The sequence below is a fragment of the Streptomyces sp. FIT100 genome (assembly GCF_024584805.1).
GTDB lineage: Bacteria > Actinomycetota > Actinomycetes > Streptomycetales > Streptomycetaceae > Streptomyces.
The window spans coordinates 7,068,456-7,090,081 of the sequence record NZ_CP075715.1 but is presented as its reverse complement, the minus strand read 5'-3'; the positions used below and the strand labels follow the sequence as shown (position 1 = coordinate 7,090,081).

Annotated in this window: 19 protein-coding genes; 14 read left to right on the top strand and 5 right to left on the bottom strand. The window is 74.0% G+C overall.

Going from position 1 to position 21,626, the window contains the following annotated elements; all coding sequences use genetic code 11:
* Positions 1 to 58: 58 nt before the first annotated feature.
* The 8 genes from KK483_RS31650 to KK483_RS31615 all read left to right on the top strand — a co-directional run bounded on the left by KK483_RS31650 (position 59) and on the right by KK483_RS31615 (position 9,544).
* Positions 59 to 1,396 carry a 6-phospho-beta-glucosidase gene (locus tag KK483_RS31650; RefSeq protein WP_262008637.1) on the top strand — a complete coding sequence of 446 codons (1,338 nt, stop codon included), beginning with the start codon at positions 59 to 61 and terminating at the stop codon, positions 1,394 to 1,396.
* 11 nt (positions 1,397 to 1,407) lie between these two features.
* A complete protein-coding gene (locus KK483_RS31645; RefSeq protein ID WP_262008636.1) occupies positions 1,408 to 4,524 on the top strand; it encodes a glycoside hydrolase family 38 C-terminal domain-containing protein in 3,117 nt (1,038 codons plus the stop codon).
* A 382-nt stretch (positions 4,525 to 4,906) separates the two neighbouring features.
* Positions 4,907 to 5,911, top strand: coding sequence for an NAD(P)-dependent oxidoreductase (locus KK483_RS31640; protein ID WP_262008635.1), 1,005 nt, complete (start codon positions 4,907 to 4,909; stop codon positions 5,909 to 5,911).
* Positions 5,908 to 6,564: a glycosyltransferase family 2 protein gene (locus KK483_RS31635; RefSeq protein WP_262008634.1), complete on the top strand. Its 657-nt coding sequence runs from the start codon at positions 5,908 to 5,910 to the stop codon at positions 6,562 to 6,564. Before KK483_RS31640 ends, KK483_RS31635 begins: the two co-directional genes overlap by 4 nt.
* A gap of 75 nt (positions 6,565 to 6,639) precedes the next feature.
* Entirely contained in the window at positions 6,640 to 7,266 is a 627-nt protein-coding gene (locus KK483_RS31630; RefSeq protein ID WP_262008633.1) for a DUF2064 domain-containing protein, read from the top strand.
* Positions 7,263 to 8,012: a class I SAM-dependent methyltransferase gene (locus KK483_RS31625; protein ID WP_262008632.1), complete on the top strand. Its 750-nt coding sequence runs from the start codon at positions 7,263 to 7,265 to the stop codon at positions 8,010 to 8,012. The genes KK483_RS31630 and KK483_RS31625 overlap by 4 nt, the downstream gene beginning before the upstream one ends.
* Entirely contained in the window at positions 8,009 to 8,524 is a 516-nt protein-coding gene (locus KK483_RS31620) for a mycothiol transferase (protein WP_262008631.1), read from the top strand. The genes KK483_RS31625 and KK483_RS31620 overlap by 4 nt, the downstream gene beginning before the upstream one ends.
* 21 nt (positions 8,525 to 8,545) lie before the next feature.
* A complete protein-coding gene (locus KK483_RS31615; protein WP_262008630.1) occupies positions 8,546 to 9,544 on the top strand; it encodes a D-cysteine desulfhydrase family protein in 999 nt (332 codons plus the stop codon).
* 225 nt (positions 9,545 to 9,769) lie between these two features.
* On the opposite strand, the gene KK483_RS35390 is transcribed toward KK483_RS31615, so the two are convergent.
* Both KK483_RS35390 and KK483_RS31605 read right to left on the bottom strand, forming a co-directional pair.
* Positions 9,770 to 10,711, bottom strand: coding sequence for a hypothetical protein (locus KK483_RS35390; RefSeq protein ID WP_313879493.1), 942 nt, complete (start codon positions 10,709 to 10,711; stop codon positions 9,770 to 9,772).
* Positions 10,711 to 11,829, bottom strand: coding sequence for a molybdopterin-dependent oxidoreductase (locus KK483_RS31605; RefSeq protein WP_262008629.1), 1,119 nt, complete (start codon positions 11,827 to 11,829; stop codon positions 10,711 to 10,713). The genes KK483_RS35390 and KK483_RS31605 overlap by 1 nt, the downstream gene beginning before the upstream one ends.
* Positions 11,830 to 12,009: 180 nt before the next feature.
* Here KK483_RS31605 and KK483_RS31600 point away from each other — a divergent pair, with 180 nt between their 5' ends.
* The 3 genes from KK483_RS31600 to KK483_RS31590 all read left to right on the top strand — a co-directional run bounded on the left by KK483_RS31600 (position 12,010) and on the right by KK483_RS31590 (position 16,874).
* Positions 12,010 to 13,437, top strand: coding sequence for a glycosyltransferase 87 family protein (locus KK483_RS31600; RefSeq protein ID WP_399015499.1), 1,428 nt, complete (start codon positions 12,010 to 12,012; stop codon positions 13,435 to 13,437).
* 43 nt (positions 13,438 to 13,480) lie between these two features.
* A complete protein-coding gene (locus KK483_RS31595) occupies positions 13,481 to 14,683 on the top strand; it encodes a DUF4157 domain-containing protein (RefSeq protein WP_262008628.1) in 1,203 nt (400 codons plus the stop codon).
* Between the two features lie 409 nt (positions 14,684 to 15,092).
* The gene (locus KK483_RS31590) at positions 15,093 to 16,874 is read left to right on the top strand and encodes a M64 family metallopeptidase (protein ID WP_262008627.1); all 1,782 of its coding nucleotides are present in this window, start codon (positions 15,093 to 15,095) and stop codon (positions 16,872 to 16,874) included.
* Positions 16,875 to 17,225: 351 nt separating this feature from the next.
* On the opposite strand, the gene KK483_RS31585 is transcribed toward KK483_RS31590, so the two are convergent.
* From KK483_RS31585 to KK483_RS31575, 3 genes are all read right to left on the bottom strand, one after another.
* Positions 17,226 to 18,035 (bottom strand): SAM-dependent methyltransferase, encoded by an 810-nt coding sequence (locus KK483_RS31585; protein WP_262008626.1) that lies wholly within the window; start codon positions 18,033 to 18,035, stop codon positions 17,226 to 17,228.
* 82 nt (positions 18,036 to 18,117) lie between these two features.
* Positions 18,118 to 18,354: a DUF397 domain-containing protein gene (locus tag KK483_RS31580; RefSeq protein WP_093657991.1), complete on the bottom strand. Its 237-nt coding sequence runs from the start codon at positions 18,352 to 18,354 to the stop codon at positions 18,118 to 18,120.
* Positions 18,355 to 19,215 carry a helix-turn-helix transcriptional regulator gene (locus tag KK483_RS31575; RefSeq protein WP_262008625.1) on the bottom strand — a complete coding sequence of 287 codons (861 nt, stop codon included), beginning with the start codon at positions 19,213 to 19,215 and terminating at the stop codon, positions 18,355 to 18,357.
* Positions 19,216 to 19,496: 281 nt separating this feature from the next.
* Between KK483_RS31575 and KK483_RS31570 the strand changes: the two genes are divergently transcribed.
* The 3 genes from KK483_RS31570 to KK483_RS31560 all read left to right on the top strand — a co-directional run bounded on the left by KK483_RS31570 (position 19,497) and on the right by KK483_RS31560 (position 21,261).
* Positions 19,497 to 19,934, top strand: a complete 438-nt coding sequence (locus KK483_RS31570) for an ATP-binding protein (protein WP_262009771.1) — start codon at positions 19,497 to 19,499, stop codon at positions 19,932 to 19,934.
* Positions 19,935 to 19,939: 5 nt separating this feature from the next.
* A complete protein-coding gene (locus tag KK483_RS31565) occupies positions 19,940 to 20,371 on the top strand; it encodes a hypothetical protein (protein WP_262009770.1) in 432 nt (143 codons plus the stop codon).
* A gap of 65 nt (positions 20,372 to 20,436) precedes the next feature.
* The gene (locus KK483_RS31560; RefSeq protein WP_262008624.1) at positions 20,437 to 21,261 is read left to right on the top strand and encodes a metallophosphoesterase; all 825 of its coding nucleotides are present in this window, start codon (positions 20,437 to 20,439) and stop codon (positions 21,259 to 21,261) included.
* The last annotated feature ends 365 nt before the right edge of the window (positions 21,262 to 21,626 follow it).

The window sequence follows — 21,626 nt, the reverse complement described above, 5'->3', positions numbered from 1 at the left end:
CGGGCTCCGGCACCGGCACGGTCGACGAGGACGGTCGAGGGACGAGGACGGTCACGGCATGAGGCTGACGATTCTCGGCGGCGGAGGCTTCCGTGTGCCGCTGGTGTACGGCGCCCTGCTCGGCGACCGCGCCGAGGGCCGGATCACCCACGTCACCCTGCACGACGTCGACCCGGCCCGGCCGGCGGCCGTCGGCGCCGTGCTCGCCGAGCAGGCGGCCGGGATCCCCGGCGCCCCGGAGGTCACCGTCGCCACCGGCCTCGACGAGGCCCTGCGCGGCGCCGACTTCGTCTTCTCCGCGATCCGCGTCGGCGGTCTCGAAGGCCGCGCGGCCGACGAGCGCATCGCCCTGGCCGAGGGGGTGCTGGGCCAGGAGACGGTCGGCGCGGGCGGTGTCGCGTACGGGCTGCGGACGGTACCCGTGGCCATGGACATCGCCCGTCGGATCGCCGCGCTCGCGCCGGACGCCTGGACCATCAACTTCACCAACCCGGCCGGTCTGGTCACCGAGGCCATGTCCCGGGTGCTCGGCGACCGCGTCATCGGCATCTGCGACTCGCCCGTCGGCCTCGGCCGGCGCGTGGCCCGCGCCCTCGGCCTCGCCGACCCCGCCGACGCCTGGATCGACTACGTCGGGCTCAACCACCTCGGCTGGCTGCGGGGCCTGCGCGTCGCCGGCCGCGACGCGCTCCCCCGGCTCCTCGCCGACGCGGACGCCCTCGGCTCGTTCGAGGAGGGCCGGCTCTTCGGCGCCGAGTGGCTGCGCTCGCTCGGCGCGGTCCCCAACGAGTACCTGCACTACTACTACTTCAACCGGGAGACCGTGGCCGCGTACCGGTCCGCGGGGCGGACCCGGGGCACGTTCCTGCGCGACCAGCAGGCCGCGTTCTACGCGGAGCCGTCCCTCAGGAGCTGGGAGGCGACCCGCGCCGAGCGCGAGGCCACGTACATGGCGGACAACCGGGCGAGCGCCGGCGCGGGCGAACGGGCCGCGGACGGCCAGGCCCCCGAGTCCGGCGGCTACGAGCAGGTCGCGCTCGCGCTCATGCGGGCCATCGCCCGCGACGAGCGGGCCACGCTCATCCTCAACGTCCGCAACGGCACCACCCTTTCGCTGCTCGACGCGGACGCCGTGATCGAGGTGCCGTGCCTCGTCGACGCCAACGGCGCCCACCCGTACGCGGCCGATCCGCTCCCCGGCCACGCGGCCGGCCTGGTCGCCTCGGTCAAGGCGGTCGAACGGGAGGTCATCGCCGCCGCCGACAGCGGCTCGCGGGCCGCCGCCGTCAGGGCCTTCGCCCTCCACCCGCTCGTCGACTCCGTCACCGTCGCCCGTCGCCTCCTCGACGGGTACACGCACGCACATCCCGGACTCGCCTATCTCGACCGGAAGTAGGTGCCCCAACCATGCACGACGAACGCCGGAGGATCGAGCAGCGGGTCGAACGCGTACTGGACCAGCGGGTCCTGCCACTGATCCACTCGGCCACCGTGCCGCTGACCGTGGCGGCCTGGCAGGTGCCGGACGAACCGGTGCCGTTCGAGGAGGCCCGCGAGGCGGCGTACGAGCCGTTCGCGACGGGCACGGCATGGGGTCCGCCGTGGGGCACGACCTGGTTCCGGGTGCGCGGCGAGGTGCCGGCCGAGTGGGCGGGGCGGCGCGTCGAAGCCTGGTTCGACCTGGGCTTCACCAGCGGCTGGCCGGGCAACCAGGCCGAGGCGCTGGTCCACCTCCCGGACGGCACCCCGCTCAAGGCGGTCAACCCGCAGAACCAGTACGTGTCCGTCGCCGCCCCCGCGGCCGGCGGTGAACAGGTCGACTTCTTCGTGGAGGCCGCCTCCAACCCGGACATCCTCGCCGACCGCTTCCGCCGGCCGACCCCGATGGGCGACAGGCGCACGGCGGGCAGCGCACCGCTCTACACCTTCACCCGCGCCGATCTCGCCGTGCTCGACGAGGGCGTCTGGCAGCTCTCCCTGGACCTCCAGGTGCTGCGCGAACTGATGCTGGAGCTGGACGAGCACGACCCGCGCCGCCACGAACTCCTGCACACCCTCGACCGGGCGATGGACGCCCTGGACCTGGACGACGTCTCCGGCACGGCCACCGCGGCCCGTGCGGTCCTCGCGGACGCCCTGGCGCGGCCCGCGCACGGCGGCGCGCACACCCTCTCGGCGGTCGGGCACGCGCACATCGACACCGCCTGGCTCTGGCCGCTGCGCGAGACCAGGCGCAAGACGGCCCGTACGTTCTCCAACGTGACGGCGCTGGCGAAGGAGTACCCGGAGTTCGTCTTCGCCTGCTCGCAGGCCCAGCAGTACGCGTGGGTGCGCGAGAGCCACCCGCAGGTGTGGGCCCGGATCGAGGAGGCGGTGCACGGCGGGCAGTGGGCGCCGGTCGGCGGGATGTGGGTGGAGGCCGACGGCAATCTGCCGGGCGGCGAGGCGCTGGCCCGCCAGCTCGTGCACGGCAAGCGCTTCTTCCTCGACGCCTTCGGCATCGAGACGCAAGGGGTGTGGCTGCCGGACTCGTTCGGGTACACGGCGGCCTTCCCGCAGCTGGCGAGGCTGGCCGGCATGGAGTGGTTCCTGACGCAGAAGCTGTCCTGGAACCAGACCAACGCCTTCCCCCACCACACCTTCTGGTGGGAGGGGATCGACGGCTCCCGGGTCTTCACGCACTTCCCGCCCGTCGACACCTACAACGTGGTCTTCTCCGGGCGGGAGATGGCGCACGCGGTGCGCAACTACCGCGAGAAGGGGCGCGGTACGCGGTCGCTGGCGCCGTTCGGGCACGGCGACGGCGGGGGCGGGCCCAACCGGGAGATGCTGGAGCGGGCGCGGCGGCTGGCCGATCTGGAGGGCTCGCCGAAGGTCGTGATCGAGCATCCGGACGCCTTCTTCAAGGCGGCGCGGGCCGAGTACCCCGACGCACCCGTCTGGTCCGGCGAGCTCTATCTGGAGCTGCACCGGGCGACGTACACCACGCAGGCCCGCACCAAGCAGGGCAACCGGCGCAGCGAACACTCCCTGCGCGAGACCGAGTTGTGGGCGACGGCCGCGGCGCTGCACGTACCCGGGTACGCGTATCCGCACGAGGAGCTGGACGCGCTGTGGAAGACGGTGCTGCTGCACCAGTTCCACGACATCCTGCCGGGCTCCTCGATCGCCTGGGTGCACCGGGAGGCGGAGGCCGAGTACGCGCGGGTCGCGGCCGAGCTGGAGGCGCTGACGGCACAGGCGCTCGAGGCGGTGGGCGGGGCCGGTCCTGTGGCGCCCTGGGTGTACAACGCGGGTCCGCGGGACCGGGCCGAGGTCGTCCGCGTGCCGGGCGTGCTGGCCGATGTCCTCGATCCGGGTCTGCCGCGGCTGTCGGACGGTTCGGCGGCGGTCTTCGCCGAGGTGCCCGCGGCCGGCTGCGCTCCGGTGACCACCGGGGACCCGGCGCACGAGCCCGTCACGGTCACCAACCGGTCCCTCGACAACGGTCTGGTACGGGTCGAGCTGGCCGACGACGGCACCTTCAGGTCCGTACGCGACCTGGCCGCCGGACGCGAGGTGCTGGCGCCCGGCGGCAAGGGCAATCTGCTGCGGCTGCACACCGATCTGCCCAACTACTGGGACGCCTGGGACATCGACAAGCACTATCTGGGCCGCTTCACGGATCTGCTGGACGGAGCGGCGATCAGGATCGCCGAGGAGAGCCGGCTGCTGGGCGCGCTCCGTGTGGAGCGGAGCTTCGGCAGGGGCTCGCGGATCGTGCAGACCGTCACCGTCCGGGCGGGCAGCCCGCGTATCGACGTCGCGACCGAGATCGACTGGCAGGAGAAGGAGAAGATCCTCAAGGCCGCGTTCCCGGTCGATGTGCGCGCGGACCGGTCCGCCGCCGAGATCCAGTTCGGCCATGTCCACCGGCCCACGCACACCAACACCAGCTGGGAGGCGGCCCGGTTCGAGGTGTACGGCCACCGCTGGGTGCACATCGGCGAGCCCGGCTACGGCGTCGCGGTCGTCAACGACGCCACGTACGGCCACGACGTCTCTCGTACGACACGCGAGGAGGACGGCGGCACGACGACGACGGTACGGCTGAGCCTGGTGCGCGCCCCGCGCGTGCCCGACCCGGGGGCCGACCAGGGCCTGCACCGCTTCACCTACTCCCTGCTGCCGGGCGCCACGATCGAGGACGCGGTGGCGGAGGGGTACGCGCTGAACCTGCCGCTGCGGGTCGGCCCCGGCGGGGCGCACATGCCGCCCGTCGTCACGACGGACGGGCCGTCGGCGGCGGTGGAGGCGGTGAAGCTCGCGGACGACGGCTCCGGCGATGTCGTCGTCCGGCTGTACGAGTCGCTGGGCGGGCGGGCGGAGACGGTGCTGCGGCCCGGGTTCCGCGTGGCCGGGGCGGTCCTCACCGATCTGCTGGAACGCCCGGTCGCCGAGCCGGTCCCGGTGGTGGACGGCACCGCGGTGCCGCTGTCACTGCGCCCCTTCCAGATCCTGACGGTGCGGCTGAGCCGGGCGTAGGACCCGTCACTGGAGGGAGCGTGCCGGTGCCGGGGCATGCGAGCCCGGCGAGATCCGAACGCCCGCCCCGAGGGAGTGCAGGCTGCGTCGCCGACGTAGCGTCGTCCGCCCGAAGCGCGGGCCCGGCGGCGTCCGGTGCGCGCCGTCGCAAGGCGGAGGAAGGCGGAGGAAGGAGTCCACCTGAAGGAGTCCACCCGGAGCCATCCGGAGCCGTGCGGCGGGGCGCCTCCCGGGCCCGCGGGGCCCAGGGAGAGCGGCGTTCGTGCGCGCCGGGCGCCGCCGGGCGGACGGGACTTCGAGGACACGGCCCAGTCCTTACGGACCTGTGACGCCCCCGCGTGTGACCGGGGCGAACGGTGATCCGCGCCGTAGCGTCGGTGACATGCGAGTACTCGTCACCGGAGGCGCGGGATTCATCGGCACGCACGTCGTGGCCGCGCTCGCCGCCCGCGGCCATGAACCCGTCGTCCTCGACCTGCGGCCCTTCCCCTCCGCCGAATCGGTCCGCGGGGACGTCCGCGACCGAGAGGCGGTCGCCGGGGCGCTGCGCGGCGCCGACGCGGTCTGCCACCAGGCGGCGATGGTCGGCCTCGGCAAGGACTTCGCCGACGCGCCCGAATACGTCGGCGTCAACGATCTCGGCACGGCGGTACTGCTCGCCGCGATGGCGGAGGCCGGTGTGCGCGACCTGGTGCTCGCCGGGTCGATGGTGGTGTACGGCGAGGGCCGGTACGACTGCCCGGAGCACGGCCGGGTCCGGCCGGGCCCGCGGCCGGTCGCGGCCCTGGAGGCGGGCCGCTTCGAGCCCGGCTGCCCGGTCTGCGGCCGTGCGTTGACGCCCGGTCCGGTCGACGAGGACGCCCCGCCGGACCCGCGCAACGTGTACGCGGCGACGAAGCTCGCCCAGGAGCATCTGGCGGCGGCCTGGGCCCGGGCGACGGACGGCCGTGCCGTGGCGCTGCGGTACCACAACGTGTACGGGCCGGGGATGCCGCGCGACACGCCGTACGCCGGAGTGGCGTCCTTCTTCCGCTCGGCGCTGCAGCGGGGCGAGCCGCCGCGTGTCTTCGAAGACGGGCGCCAGCGGCGGGACTTCGTGCACGTGCGCGATGTCGCCGCCGCCAACACGGTCGCCCTTGAGGCCGTGCGCGGCCGCGCGCCCGGCCTGCTCACCGCGTACAACACCGGCAGCGGCACCCCGCACACCGTCGGCGACCTGGCGGCCGCGCTGGCCGCCGCGCACGGCGGTCCCGAGCCGGTGGTGACCGGGGAGTTCCGGCTCGGTGACGTCCGCCACATCACCGCGGACTCGGGGCGGCTGCGGGCCGAGCTGGGCTGGAAGCCGGAGGTCGGCTTCGCCGAGGGCATGCGGGAGTTCGCGAGGTGAACGCGGTGGTGGATGTCGTGCTCCCCTGCCTCGACGAGGCGGCGGCGCTCCCCTGGGTCCTGGAGCGGATCCCGGCCGGCTGGCGGCCGGTCGTCGTCGACAACGGCTCCACGGACGGCTCCGCGGACCTCGCCCGCTCGCTCGGCGCGACCGTCGTCCACGAGTCCCGGCGCGGCTTCGGCGCGGCCTGCCACGCGGGTCTGCTGGCCGCCGAGGCGGAGTACGTCTGCTTCTGCGACTGCGACGCCTCGCTGGACCCCGGCCTGCTGCCGGACTTCGTACGCCGGATCGCGTCCGGCGAGGCCGACCTCGTCCTGGGCCGCCGCCGCCCGCGCGGGCGGGGCGCGTGGCCCCTGCACGCCCGCGCCGGAAACCTGGCCCTCTCCCGCATGCTCCACCGCCGCACCGGCCTGCGCCTCCACGACCTCGGTCCCCTGCGCGCGGCCCGCCGCAAGGACCTCCTCGGCCTGGACCTGACGGACCGCCGCAGCGGCTACCCGCTCCAGATGGTGGTGCGGGCGGCGGACGCGGGATGGCGGGTCGCCGAGGTGGACGTGCCGTACCTGCCCCGGGCCGGCAGGTCCAAGGTGACCGGCACCTGGCGGGGCACCTGGCAGGCGGTGCGGGACATGCGGTCGGTGCTCCGCGAGTAGCGCCGCCTGCGGGGCCGGGCCCCGGACCGGCTCGGCTCCCCCGGTACGCCACCACCTCCCTGGACGAAAGGCGCCATGACCACCCTCCTCGTCATCGCGAAGGCCCCCGTGCCGGGCCGCGTCAAGACCCGCCTCACCCCCTGGTGCACGCCCGCCGACGCCGCCGTCCTCGCCGAGGCCGCGCTCGCCGACACCCTGGACGCCGTGCGCCGCACACCGGCCGCACGCCGCGTCCTGGTGCTCGACGGCGCACCGGGCCCCTGGCTGCCGGACGGGATCGAGGTCGTGCCCCAGACCACGGGTGGCCTGGACGCCCGGCTCGCGGCGGCGTTCGCGGCGTGCTCCGGGCCCGCCCTCCTGATCGGGATGGACACACCGCAGGTGACCCCCGACCTGCTCGGCGGCGGCCTGGAACTCACCGCGGAAGGCGCCGTGTTCGGCCCCGCCGAGGACGGCGGCTTCTGGGCCCTGGGGCTGGCCGAGCCCGATCCGGCAGTGGTCTCGGGGGTGCCGATGTCGGTGCCGGAGACGGGCGCGCTCCAGCGGCGGCGGCTGGTCGAGGCCGGTCTGACGGTGCACGACCTGCCGGTCCTGAGGGATGTCGACACGCCCGAGGACGCCCGGCTGGTGGCGGCCGCCGCGCCCGGCAGCCGGTTCGCCGCCGCGGTGGCGCGGCTCGCGCGCGCGGCCGGAGCGCGATGACGACGGCCGCCGCCCGGCAGCGGCCGGAGGCGGACCCCTGGCATGCCGACCCGTACGCGGACGCCCTGCGCACCGGCCGCGGCCCGCTGTTCCTGCGCCGCCACGACGGCTGGCTGCTGCCGCTGGAGGTCGAACGCTGGTGTGCGGCGCCCGACGCGGCGGACCGTACCGTCCTTGACCGCTGCCGCGGCCCGGTCCTGGACATCGGGTGCGGGCCCGGCCGGCTGGTGGCGGCGCTGGCCGGGCTCGGCCGGGCGACCCTCGGCGTGGACGTCAGCCCCGCCGCGGTCGCCCGGACGGTGGCCTCGGGCGGCAGCGCGCTGTGCCGGTCGGTCTTCGACCCGCTGCCGAGGGAGGGCGGTTGGGGTACGGCGCTGCTCGTCGACGGCAACATCGGCATAGGCGGTGATCCGCGCGCCCTGCTGGCCCGGGTCGCCGCACTCGTCGCCCCGGACGGCCTCCTGATCGCCGAGGCGGTCCCCGTCGACGTGGACGAACGCGTCGACGTCCGTGTGGCGGACGGCAGCGGGGCACTGGGCGCGCCGTTCCCGTGGGCCCGGGTCGGCCTGCGGGCCCTGCTGGGCCATGCGACGGCGACCGGCTGGCGGCAGGCGGAACTGTGGACGGCGGCGGGGAGGACCTTCGTGGCCCTGTCGCGCGGTCGCGCAGCGGAGGGCCACGCGGCCGACGGCCATGCGTGTCGGACCTCAGCCGCTCGCGGGGCACGCGGTTCACTCCCGGTATGAACACCGCAGATGTGCTCGCAGACGCGTTCGGACGCATCCAGGAGGTGGTGCACGGAGCGGTCGAGGGGCTCTCGGCGGAGGAGCTGAACGCCCGGCTCGACCCCGGCGCCAACTCCATCAGCTGGCTGGTGTGGCACCTCACCCGGATCCAGGACGACCACGTGGCGGACGCGGCCGGCCGCGAGCAGGTGTGGCTGTCCCAGGACTGGGTGGGCCGCTTCGGGCTTCCGTTCGACGAAGGGGCCACCGGCTACGGCCACTCGGGCAAGCAGGTGGCACAGGTCAGGGTCGACTCGGGTGAGCTGCTGATCGGCTACTTCGACGCCGTGCACGAGGAGACCCTGGAGTTCGTGACGGGTCTGAAGGGAACGGCGCTGAACCGGGTCGTGGACGAGGCGTGGTCCCCTCCGGTCACCCTGGGCGTCCGGCTGGTGAGCGTCATCGCCGACGACCTGCAACACGCCGGCCAGGCCGCATTCGTGCGAGGCTCACTCGAACGCCGCCGCCGCTGAACCCTCCCGAAGGTGCCGCCGATGCCCACCACGACGCCGACCCCCGCCGACGCCCCGCGACGGGCCGGGCTCGGCACCTGGCCCACCCCGCTCGAACCCGCGCCGAGGCTCGCCGAGGCGCTCGGCCTCGGCCCGGACGACCTCTGGGTCAAACGGGACGACCTCACCGGCCTGGGCGGCGGCGGCAACAAGATCCGCAAGCTGGAGTGGCTCTGCGGCGCGGCGCTCGCCGACGGCGCCACCACCCTGGTGACCACCGGTGCGCCGCAGAGCAACCATGCCCGGCTGACCGCCGCCGCGGGCGCCCGGCTCGGGCTCGACGTCGTGCTCGTACTCGCCGGTGCGCCCGGGGCGTCGGGCTCGGGCAATCTCGCGCTCGACGGCCTCTTCGGCGCCACCGTCGTCTGGGCGGGCGACGTCAGCGGCGCGGCGCTCGGCCCGGCCGCCGAGCGTGTGGCCGAGCGGCTGCGGGAGCGGGGCGAGGTCCCCGCGCTGCTCCCCTTCGGCGGCTCCGGCGTGCTCGGCGCGCGCGGCTACGCCGAGTGCGGCCGCGAACTCCTCGGCCAGGCCCCCGACCTGACCACCGTGGTCACCGCGGTCGGCTCCGGCGGCACGATGGCCGGCCTCGTCGCCGCGCTCGGGTCCGCCCGCGTGCTAGGCGTCCACTGCGGCGCGGTCCCGGATCCCGCCGGGACCGTCTCCGCGCTCGCCTCGGGCCTGTCCGGCACGGACTGCGCCCCGCAGGACCTGAGGCTCCGGCTCGACCAGGTCGGCAAGGGCTACGGCACCCTGACGGAGCCGGTCATGGCCGCGTTGACGCTGGCCGCCCGCACCGAGGGCCTGGTGCTCGACCCGGTCTACACCGGACGGGCGATGGCCGGCCTGGTCTCGGCCGTCGGGGACGGCGGGATCGGCCCCGGGCGGCGCACGGTGTTCCTGCACACGGGCGGCCTGCCGGGCCTCTTCGGCCACCCGGCGGCGCTCGCGGCGGCGGAGGCCGCGCTCGCCGCCGGGGACTGAAGTGCCCCAGGCCCTGTCGTTCGGATCAGGCCGGGTCAGCGGGCGGCCCGGCGCGGAGCGGCTGATGGCACAGCGGTGCGTGCCGCTGTGAAGCGAAGGAAGGAGTCGACGCGGTGGGGGCACCTCCCGTGCCCGAAAGGCTACGAGGGAGTCGGTGACCGACGACAACGCAGCAGATGTGCGTGCCAGGACACGCGAGCCCGGGCAGGATCCGAACGACAGCGGCTAGCGGTCACGGCTGCCGGGCTCCCCGGAGTCCGGCCCGGAGGGCTCGGGCCCCCTGGACTCGGGGACACCGGGGCCCCCATCACCGGGAGCGGTGGCTCCGGCGCCGGAGCCGGAGCCACCGGCGCCGACGTCACCGCCGTTCGCACCACCGTCGCCTGAACCCCCGTTCCCGGGACCACCGTTGTCCGGACCACCGACACCGGAGCCACCAGCACCGACGTCACCGCCGTTCGCACCACCGTCGCCTGAACTCCCACCACCTGAACCCCCGTCGCCGGGACCACCGTCCCCTGAACCCCCGCCACCTGAACCCCCGTCGCCGGGACCACCGTCCCCTGAACCCCCGCCACCTGAACCCCCGTCGCCGGGACCACCGTTGTCCGGACCACCAGCGCCGGAGCCACCAGCACCGACGTCACCGCCGTTCGCACCACCGTCGCCTGAACTCCCACCACCTGAACCCCCGTCGCCGGGACCGCCTTCGCCGGGACCCCCGCCACCACCCGGATCACCGGCCGCGCGCCGCGCCCGGCGGCGGGACGTACGGTCCGAGAGCACACGCGCCGCCCGCGGCAGCAGCAGCGCCGCGGCCGTCAGGGCGGCGACGACCGCCAGCGTCAGCAGCCAGTTGCGCAGGTAGTCCAGGGGCAGGGCGGAGGGGTTCGTCGGCGCGCCGGGCCGCAGCAGGGGCGGCAGGGCGATCAGAGTGAGGGCGCCGCAGACGACGAGGGCGGCGCGGAGCACGCCGCGTGCGGGCAGGGCGGCGAGGAGGAAGCCCACCGCGAGGACGAGCGGCGCGATGAGGCCGTCGTGAAGGACGACCGCGCCGGCGAGCCAGACGACGACGTCCCATGGGTCGCGTACGTCGCCCGAGCCGAACAGCAGCCAGGCCCCGAAGCCCATCAGGGCGACGCCCGTCGCGCCCAGTGCGTACCGCATCACAGCACCTCCAGCCGGCTGACCCACTTGGTCTGGAGCACACCGGGGCGGTTGGGGGCGATGATCCGCGCGGGGAAGCCGTGGTCGAGCGAGAGCACCTCGCCGTTGAGCCGCAGCGCGAGCAGTGTCAGCGGGTCGCGGGCGTACCCCCGGCCCATCTCCATCACCCGGTACGCGCCGCGCCGTTCCAGCGAGACCACGCGCAGCAGCGCCCCCGGCGGTGCCCCGGCTCGGTCCAGCAGATCGCGGACGCGTACGCCCGTCCACTCGGCGGACTTGCTCCAGCCCTCGACGCAGGCGATCGGGAGGGTGACGGTGTGCTGGGGCATGGCCCGCAGTTCGGCGAGGCCGAGTTCGTACGGCCGCGGGCCGGTCACGGTGAGCCGCCAGCTCGCCGGCGCGACGCCCGCGGCGAGCCCGGCGGCGGCAGCGGTGCGGTTGACGGGCAGGCCCTGCGGTCCGTGGTCGGGGTGGCGCGGCGCCAGCAGGTCCAGCCGCTTGAGCGGGGTCAGGGACTGGCCCACGGTGACGACGGTGACCGCGCCGACCGCCGCCGCGACGCCCGCGAGGAAGGAGCGCCGGTCCGGCCGGTCCTCCGCGGGGAGCTCCAGGGTTCCGGCCGAGCGGCGGCTCCAGTGCGCCCTGATCTCGGGCGCCTTGACCGCGAGATGGAGCAGCAGCGCGCCCACCAGCACCCAGGCGACGGCGTAGTGCACGGGGACGAAGGAGAACGGCCACGGATACCACTGGACGATGTTGAGCAGCCCGCTGAACAGCTGGAACACGGCCGCCGCCACCAGTACCGCGATCGACAGCCGCTCCAGCGCGTGCCGTACGTTCCGGGCGGGCGGCCACACGAACAGCCGGGGGTACACGGTCCACAGCTTCGCCAGCAGCAGCGGGATCGCGGCGATGCCGCTGGCCACGTGCAGCCCCTGCGTCAGCCGGTAGCCCCAGACCGGGCGCGGCGGCAGCAGCGGCTGGAGCCAGTCGGGCGGCTTCTGCAGGAAGTGGCTGATCAGGCCCGTCAGAAAGCACACGGCGATCGCGACGCCCAGCCAGCGGCCGACGGCGGTGGCGGTGCGGGGGTCGTGCAGCCTGCCCTTGAACGACGGCATGGGTACTTCCGGCAGCCGGACGGAGGGCACCCGCCATGCCGGCCATCGGACATTTCGGAGCTTCATGGTTCCCATCACACCCCCGCCGGCCCCCTCCCGGGCGGTTGCGGCACCTTACGGATCTCTGACGTCACGCGTCACGCCTCGGCCGGGCGCCCCGCGGCTGCCAGGCTGAGCAGCGTGATCAGCCGCCGCACCCTCGCCACCGCCCTTCTTCTCGCCGCGCTGGCCGCCGTACTCGCCCTGACCGTCCGCAGGGACGGCTACTACACGGACGCCGTCGGGCTCGCCTGGTGGTACGGGGCCTGCTGGCTGCTCTTCGCCGCGGCGGTGTGCTGCCTGCGCAGGGCTCCGGTGCGCCACGCGGTGGCGCTGGTCCTCGGCGGCGGTGCCGTCGTCGCCGCGACGGGGCTGCTCGCCCCTCCCGCCACGAGCACGGACATGTTCCGCTACGCCTGGGACGGGCGGGTGCAGGCCGCCGGGATCTCGCCGTACGACCACACCCCCGCCGATCCTGCCCTGGCCGCGCTGCGCGACGGCTGGCTCTTCCCTTCGGGCGCGGTCTGTACGGGCCGGGACCGGGCCAGGATCGAAGGGCCCGGGGGCGGCGCGCTGCACTGCACCCGGCTCAACCGGCCGAACGTCCCCACCATCTATCCGCCCGTTGCCGAGGGCTACTTCCTGCTGGTCCACACGCTCTCCCCGGACGGCACCCGCCACAAGCCGCTGCAGATCGGCGGTGCGCTGCTCTCCGTGGGCGTCACCGGTGCGCTGCTGCTGGTGCTGCGCCGCCGCGGCGGCGATCCGCGGCAGGCCGCGTACTGGGCGTGGTGCCCGGCGGTCCCGCTGGAGGCCGTGAACAACGCCCACGCCGACGTCCTCGGCGTGCTCCTGGGCGTGGCCGGGCTCGCGGTCGTCGTCCGTCAGCGGGTGGCGGGCGGTGCGCTGCTGGGCGCGGCCACCGCGACCAAGCTGCTCCCCGCGATCCTGCTGCCGGGCGCGCTGTCCGGGGTGCGCCGATGGCGGGACGCGGCAGCGGTGCTGCTGCCCGCGGGGGCCGTCGTGGCGCTGGTCTACCTCCCTTATGTCCTGCTGTCGCGGCGCTCGGTCCTCGGCTATCTGTCCGGCTATGTCGAGGAGGAGGGGTACGGGGACGCCGCCGCACGCAGCCGCTACGCGCTGCTGCGGCTGGTGCTGCCCGACGGCTGGGCGGCGTGGGCCCTGGCCGGCGCGATGGTGTGCGTCGTCGGGTACGTGCTGTGGCGGGGGGATCCCGAGCGGCCCTGGAGCGGCGCCCTGCTCGTGAGCGGCACCGCGTTCCTGCTGCTGACCCCCGGCTATTCCTGGTACGCGCTGCTGCTGGTCGCGCTGGTGGCGCTGGACGGGAGGTGGGAGTGGCTCACGGTGGCGGCGGCCGGGGCGGCCAAGTACGTCTCGGTCCACTCCGGCGGCGACGCCTTCGCGATCACCGCGTGGGCGTACGGTGCGGCGGCGGTCGCGGTGCTCGCCGGTTGCGCCCTGCGGCGGCGCGCACGGCACGCCGGGGCCGACACGTCTGCCCCCGGTCTGCCCCGGAGGTCCTTCCCCGAGGTCCGTCCCCACCGGTAGATCAGGAACGTCAGCTATCGAGCGACTGAGGGAGGCGCCGGTCGTGCGCAGGCGGCAGTCGAGGGACCGCGAGACCGATTCCGGGGTCCAGGGCAGGCCCACCCGCCCGAGTGGTTCCGGCACATCGACGCACGGCCTGCCCGGCCTTCCGCTCGCGGCGGGCAACGCGGCCGTCGTCCGCGCGGTGGAGGCGGGGCGGCACGAGCACGGTCCCGGTTGCGGCCACGCCGAGACCTCCGCCGGGCAGCCGGCCGTGCAGCGCCGGTCCACGGTCGGTGAGGCGCTCGCCACCCCCGGCGTGCCGCTGGAGCCGCGCATCCGCGCGAAGGCGGAAGAGGCGTACGGCATGGACTTCGGGCACGTGCGGGTGCACACCGGTCCGGTGGCACAGCGCTCGGCCGAGGAGCTCGGCGCGGCCGCGTACACCACGGGGGCCCACATCGTCTCGGGGCGGCGGCGCCTGGACGACGAGACGATGTACCACGAGGTCGATCACGTCCACCAGCAGGCGCACGGCCCGGTTTCCGGGACCGGGAACGGCGCCGGTCTCAAGGTGTCCAGCCCTTCGGACGCGTTCGAGGTCCGGGCCGCGGCGAACGGCCGTCGGATGGCCCGGGGGGCGGCCCCCGACCTCGGTCTGCCGGGCCGCACGGCCGTGCAGCGCCGTTCGGCACCCCTGGCGGAGGCCGGGGTGCAGCGGATGCCGAGCACCCGGCCGACGGTGAACGCCGGCACCGCCGACGAGTGGGAGGCGCACAACACGCCCGGCCGCACGGACGGTCTCGTCCTCAGCGGCCATGGCTCGTGGACCAACACGACCGCGGACTTCCGGGTCCCCGCGGGCACGAAGGTGCACCTCTACTGCCAGCACGGGAACACGGTCCTGGACGCCAACGGGGCCCGGGTGGAGACCGGCACCGACCTGGCGCCCGAGAGCACCCGCGACGGCCGGCACACCATCCCCGACTACACCCTCCATGTGCCGAGCGGGCTGGACATCCACGGCACCCCGGTGGCGGTGACCGTGACGAACAACGGCTACGCGGTGCAGCTCGACCCAACCCAGGCGGCGACGGTGCTGGTGGCCGACCTGAGGGACCCTCAGCTCGCCGGGCGGACCATCACGTTCACCCACGACGTGCAGTTGTCGGCGATCCTCCAGCGGGGGATGGGCGACGTCCACTTCGCGGCCTGCCGCCATCTGGACATCCCGGCCCTGCACGGCAGGACACGCAATCAGTCCTAGGTCGTGTCTTCACAGTCCCGTCTGCCCGGCGGTGTCTGGCGCGCTTCCCCAGAGCTCGCGCCTGGGGGGGGTGTCCCCACCCCCGTGACCCTTCGGGCACGGGAGGTGCCCCCACCGCATGGACTCCCCCTCCTCCGCCTTGCGATCGCACGCACCAGACACCGCCGGGCCCGCCCTCCGGGCGGACGACGCCACTGTGAAGACGCTCCCCAGCGGGCGTGCCGCTGGGGCTGGTTGCGTGGACCGGCGTCTGATACGGCGCTCTTTACGGGCCGTTGGCCCGGATCTACGCTCCCGCCGCATGGATACCTCCGGTACACGCCTTCCCAGAGTTCTGGCGCTCGCCACGGCGGGCGCCCTTCTCTTGACCGGGCTCCCTCTCGGCGCCGCCTCCGCCGCCCCTGCGCCCGTGACCGAGAGCGCCGCCGTCGTGCCCGTCCAGACCACCGGCCCGGCGGACAAGCGGTTCAACCTCGTCGTCCTCGGCGACGGTTACACCGCGGCCGGCATGGACGAGTTCCGCGCCGACGTCGACGAGCACCTGAATGTGCTGTGGAGCATCGAGCCGTTCGCCTCCTACCGTTCGTACATCAACGTCTGGGCGGTCGAGGTGCCGTCGCCCGAGGAGGGCGTCGACTGCGATCCGTCGCTGGACGCGCCGCGCCGTGACACCCCGCTGGACATGGGGTTCTGGGGCGGCTGCAACCCGGACAGCGTGCAGCGGCTGCTCACGGTCGACAGCGGCGCGGCGACCGCGCTCGCCGATCTCGTCGCCGGGACGTCGAGCGCCAACCGCCAGATCGTGGCGCTCGCCAACAGCGACACCTACGGGGGCGCGGGCGGCACCTACGCGACGGCGTCCGGCGGCAACGCCCTCTCCTCGCTCATCACCCCGCACGAGATCGGGCATTCGCTGGGCCGGCTCCAGGACGAGTACGACTACTACGCGCGCGGTGTCCCCGGCGGCGCGTACGAAGGCGGCGAGCCGTCCTCCGTGCACCACACGCTGCTGACCGAGCGGCAGATGAGGGACCAGCGGGCGAAGTGGTGGCGCTGGCTGGGCGAGGAGAGCGAGTCGGGCGGTGCCATCGGCAGGTACGAGGGCGGGATGTACAGCACCAAGGGCGTCTGGCGGCCGAGCAAGCACTCGATGATGAAGACGCTGGGCTACGCCTTCGACCAGGTCGAGCGCGAGGTGATGGTCCAGGCGATCTCCGCCAAGGTGAACCTGGTCCAGGGCCACACTCCGAACGCGGCCCCGATCGGCGCCGACCGTACGGTGTGGGTCGAGACGCTGCACCCGGTCGGCGGGGAACTGGACGTCGTCTGGCGGCTCGACGGCCGGCCGCTGCGGCAGGCGGCGGGCGCCCGGACGATCGATCTGCGCCGCGTCGCCGTCACCGGGGGAACGCACACGCTGACGGCCACCGTCACCGACCCGACCCCGTTCGTGCGCGACCCCGCGGTCCGTGCGTCGGCGGCGCTGACCCGGAGCGTGAGCTGGACGGTCGACACCTCCGTACGCACCGCGCACACACCGGTCCCGGCCGCGTTCACCGGACACACGGCCACGGACGGCCCGGTCGGCGCGGAGTCGGTGGTCCACGCGGACACGACGCACCCCACGGACCGGATCCCGGCCGTCCGCTGGTCGCTCGACGGCCGCCCGCTCGCCGGCACCGGCAACGACCGCGATCTGGACCTGGGTGCGCTGCGGTTGCGTCCCGGCACGCACACCCTCACGGCGAGGATCGCCGGCACGGTGGCCGAGCTGCGCTGGAGCGTGGACGCGACGGCGGCCGTGGGCGCGTACGAGCTGTCGGAGCCGCTGCGCACGGTCCGCCGGCCGGGCCGCCCGCCCGAGTACGTGTACGACGGGCCGTTCACGATGAAGCTGACGGCGCGCGACGGCCGACCCGGCGCGGTGGTCTCGCAGTTCCGGGTGGACGGGGACGGCTGGTACACCTACTACGGCTGGCCGACCGACGCCGACGCGCCGTTCCGCTTCACCCCGGGCGGCACGGTCATCGACGACCTCGTCTACGGCAAGCTGGGCACGCCGCGCGTCGTGCCCTGGGACGACGCCACGCCCGACTACGGCACCCACACGATCGAGCACCGGACGATCGACGCGGCCGGAAACGTCAGCAGGGCGACGGGTTTCCTCGTCACCCTGCTGCCTCCTTCATGAGGGCTCGGTTCACCTCCGGGGCGCTTCAGCGTCTGTCGACGGTCGATCGTGCTCGGCCCCTCGTTCCTCGGGGCCTGTGCGCGTTCTCCCTTTCGACAGCCACGCGCCCCTTCGGCTCACTCGCCAGGCGGCATTGTGGCTAGGTCGTGTCTTCAAAGTCCCGTCTGCCCGGCGACGCCTGGCACGCACCCTCGCCGCGTTGTCGTCGGTCGCCTATGTCCCCCGTAGCCCTTCGGGCACGGGAGGTGCCCCCACCGCATGGACTCCCTCCTCCGCCTTGCGATCGCACCCACCAGACGCCGCCAGGCCCGCCCTTCGGGCGGACGACGCCACTGTGAAGACACTCCCTAGCTAGCGCACGCGTGCGACGCCCGCGTATCCCGGGATCGGCTCGTCGCCGAGGACCTCGATGAGCTCGCCGAGCTCCGGGTGCCACTCCGCGGTCAGCGAGACGCCCGGCTCGACGAGGTCGAGTCCGTCGAAGAAGCGCGCGAACTCCTCGCGGGTGCGCAGCGCCAGCGTCAGGCCCCGCGCCGTGTACATGGCGCGGGCCTGCTCCGCCTTCGCCGGGTCGAAGTCGCCGGTGGTGTGCGAGAGCACGAGGTAGCTGCCGGGTGCGAGCTGCTGGACCAGCCGGTCCACCAGCTCGTACGCGCCGTCCTCGTCGGACACGAAGTGCAGCAGCGCCAGCAGCGACAGGGCGATCGGCTTCGAGAAGTCGAGGACCTTGCCCGCGGCCTCCAGGATCGCCTCGGGGTCGCGGGCGTCGGCCTGGATGTACTCGGTGGCGCCCTCGGGGGTGCTGCGCAGCAGCGCCTCGGCGTGCGCGAGCACGATCGGGTCGTTGTCGCAGTAGACGACGCGCGACTCGGGCGCGACTTCCTGGGCTATCTGGTGCAGATTGGGCTCGGTGGGGATGCCGGTGCCGATGTCGAGGTACTGGCGGATGCCGTTGGCGCCGAGCCAGCGGGTGGCGCGGTGCATATAGGCCCGGTTGACGCGGGCCATGTCCCGGCCGCGGGCGTCGAGCTGGAGAAGCTGCCTGGCCATCTCCTCGTCGACCGGGTAGTTGTCCTTGCCGCCGAGGAACCAGTCGTACATACGGGCCGGGTGGGGCTTGCTCGTGTCGATGTGAACCGCGGTGGGGTCCTGCCCGGTCATCTGGCGTCTCCAAGGGTCTGCGACGGTGGTCGACTGAGGGACGAACGGAACTGCGCGTGCTGCGTGGGGGGTTGTGCCCCGGTCACGTCAGAAGGAAGTCTGCCTGACCGGACTTGGCACCTTGGATGAAAGCGGCGATCTCGCCGTGGGTGTAGATCAGCGCGGGGCCGTCAGGGTCGGCGGACTGGCGCACCGCGACCCTGCCGTCGGCCAGCTTCATGGCCTCGATGCAGTTGCCGCCGTTGCCGCCGCTCCACGGCTTGTGCCAGCCCTCCGAGCCCAGCTCGCGGGCAGGCATGCCGTTGTATATGCGATCCATTCACAGCTCCTTGCGGACGCCCCGGAGGATGTCCTTCGTGCGTTGTGCGGTGGCGGCCTGGGCCGCCATGCGGTCCATGACCTCGAGGTGGGACGCCACCTCGGGGCGCGCGTCGAGATAGACCGCGCCGGTCAGGTACTCGCTGTAAACCATGTCGGGCAGTTCGGGCACCGCGAACCGGAAGAGGACGAACGGCCCGTACGTGCCGGGGTGCGGCCCGTTCGCGAACTCCGCGACCTGGAGCGTGACGTTCGGCAGTTCGGCGGCCTCCAGCAGCCGGTCGAGCTGGGCCCGCATCGTCTGCGGGCCGCCCACGGGCCTGCGCAGCGCCGTCTCGTCCATGATCACCCAGAACCTGGGGGCCTCGGCCCTGGTGAGCAGGGACTGCCGCTCCATCCTCAGTGCGACATGCCGCTCGATGTCATCGGCGCTGGTGGCGCCGAGCGCTCCGCTGCGCATGACACCGCGCGCGTACTCCTCGGTCTGGAGGAGTCCGGGCACGAAGTGGGGTTCGTAGGCCCGGATGAGGCTGGCGGCCCCTTCCAGGCTGACGTACATGCTGAACCAGCCGGGCAGGACGTCGTGGAACCGCTGCCACCAGCCGGGCCTGTTGGCCTCCTCGGCGAGCTGGACGAAGCCCTCGGCCTCGTCGTCGGCGATGCCGTAGGCCCTGAGGAGGAGTTGCACGTAGGGAATCTTCAGCGCGACCTCGGCCATTTCCATCCGGCGGATGGTGGCGGGGGCGACGCGGAGCACCTTGGCGGCCTCCTCGCGCTTCAGGCCGGCCCGCTCCCGCAGATCCTGCAGTCGCTTGCCGAGCACGACCTGTCCCACGGTGGGGGCCGACCGCGGCTCGCTCACTACAGACCTCCCCACGCGCTGTTCTCGATGTCAGGACGAGTGTGCCATGCCACTTTCCCGGAGAACACGGCACTCTGCAATTTTCAGAGTGCCTCTTGCCAAGTGTCGCGTCCGGGTGGAGAGTGGCTCGGTGAACCAGTTCACGAAGCCGGCACGCCCTGCTCGGGGACAGGCATGTCCGGCGTCGCTCCCCCACCGTGAAGGACTCGGTCGTGGCTCCTGGTAACGCGCTCCGCTCCCAGCTCGTCGGTCAGTACAGCCCGAACTCCCCGAACTCCTCGGTGTCCCCGGTTCCCCCCGCACAGGCCGTCCGCCGCTTCGGATTCGAGCTGCCCGGCAGGACCGAGTCGGTCGCCCGGGCCCGCCGGCTCATCCACGAGCGGATGCGGCGCTGGGGCATCGGCGGCGACCCCCTGGACACGGCGGCCCTGGTCACCTCGGAGCTCTTCACCAACGCCGTGGTGCACACCGCGAGCGATCGCGTGCTGTGCGAACTGCGCGAACTGCGCGATGACGAGGGGCAGCTGCGGATAGCGGTGCAGGACCAGGGCTGCCCGCCCGGCGAACCCCGGCTGCGCCGCATATCGGCGGAGGAGCGCGGCCGCGGGCTGCTGCTGGTGGACGCCGTGAGCAGCGCCTGGGGGGCGCACGACGCCCGGCCGGGCCCCGGCCGCATCGTCTGGGCCGAGCTGGCGCTCGACGCGGGGCGGACGTGCTGAGGAGCATGGGCGGCCTGCTCTCCCGCAGGTGGGAGCAGGGACGGGAGCGGGGACGGGAGCGGGCCGGCGACCCCGGCGGGCTGCGCCTGGAGGTGCCGCCCGGACTGCCCGTCACGCTGGGTTACGACGCGGTGGGGGTGCCCGCACGGCACGGGCTGCGGATGCTGTCCAGGCTGCCGCGCACGGGCTGTGTCTACTCGGACACGGACTGGTGGTGGTGGATCGTCCCGGCGGGCTCCGACACCGAGCTGACCTGGCCGCTGCCCTCGTACTACTCGCCCGGCGCATACGTGCCGGCGGCGCCCCGGCTGATCCACTGGCCCGACGACGCCAGCCCGTACACCCCGCCGATCCCGCTCTATCTGATGATCTGTCAGATCACGGGAACCGCGCCCGCCTGGGCGAGTTACGGGCTCAGAAGCGCCCAGGGAGCCTGAACCGCGGCCGCTGGGTGCGAGGATCGCCCCAGTGTCCGGCAGGCTGTCCACGCACGGGGGTCGCGATGTCTCTGCTCGCCATCAGTGATCTGCACATCAACCACCCGGAGAACCGCAAGCACGTCGAGGCGCTGCGGCCGGAGTCCGACGACGACTGGCTGCTGGTCGCGGGCGACGTCGGTGATCTGGTGCCGGACATCGAGTGGGCGCTGCGGCTGCTGAGGGACCGGTTCGCCAGGGTCGTCTGGGCCCCGGGCAACCACGAGCTGTGGACCGTCTCCGCCGACCCCGTGCAGGCGCGCGGCGTGGAGCGCTACGAGCTGCTGGTGGCGCTGTGCCGCGAACTCGGCGTGCTGACGCCGGAGGACCCGTATCCGGTGTGGACGGGCGAGGACGGGCGGCCCGCCGCGATCGCCCCGCTGTTCGTGCTGTACGACTACACCTTCCGCCCGGAGGGCACCGCCACCCAGGAGGAGGCGCTGGCACAGGCGCGGAGCGCGCACGTCGTCTGCACCGACGAGCGGCTGCTGCACCCCGACCCGTATCCGAGCCTGGACGCCTGGTGCCGGGCCCGGCTGGAGCTGACGGAGGCCCGGCTCGCCGCGGTGCCCGCGGAGCTGGAGACGGTGCTGGTCAACCACTACCCGCTGGTGCGCGAGCCGACGCGGGTGCTGCGCTATCCCGAGTTCGCGCTGTGGTGCGGGACGGAGCACACGGCCGACTGGCACATCCGGCACCGGGCGCGGGCGATGGTGTACGGGCACCTCCACATCCCCCGTACGACCCGGCACGACGGGGTGCCCTTCCACGAGGTGTCGGTGGGATACCCCCGCGAATGGCGCGAGCGGCCGCAGGGCCGGCCCGCTCAGCCCACCACAGTGCTGCGCTGAGGCTTGCGGCCCGGCCGCCGCGTCAGTTCGCGGCGGTGGGCGGTGTGTGGACGCCGAACGCCGCGCGCTGCCGGTCGTGGAGGACGGCGAAGCGCGGCCCGTCCTCCATCCGCGTCGGTTCGAGGGGCACGCCGCCGCCCGCACCGGACCCGGCGTGGGGCGGTGGCGTCGACGTCCGTCACCTCGAAGTACGGCAGCCGGTGCGCGGGCACCTCGGGTGGGAAGCGCTCGTCGGACATCCGCAGCATGCCACCGAAGTCCCGGTCCCCGACGCCGCATTGGGTGTGGTGCTCCGGCACGGTCACACTCCAGCCGGACACCGCGGCGGAGAACCGTCTGGCCTCTGCGGGGTCGCGGGTCAGCAG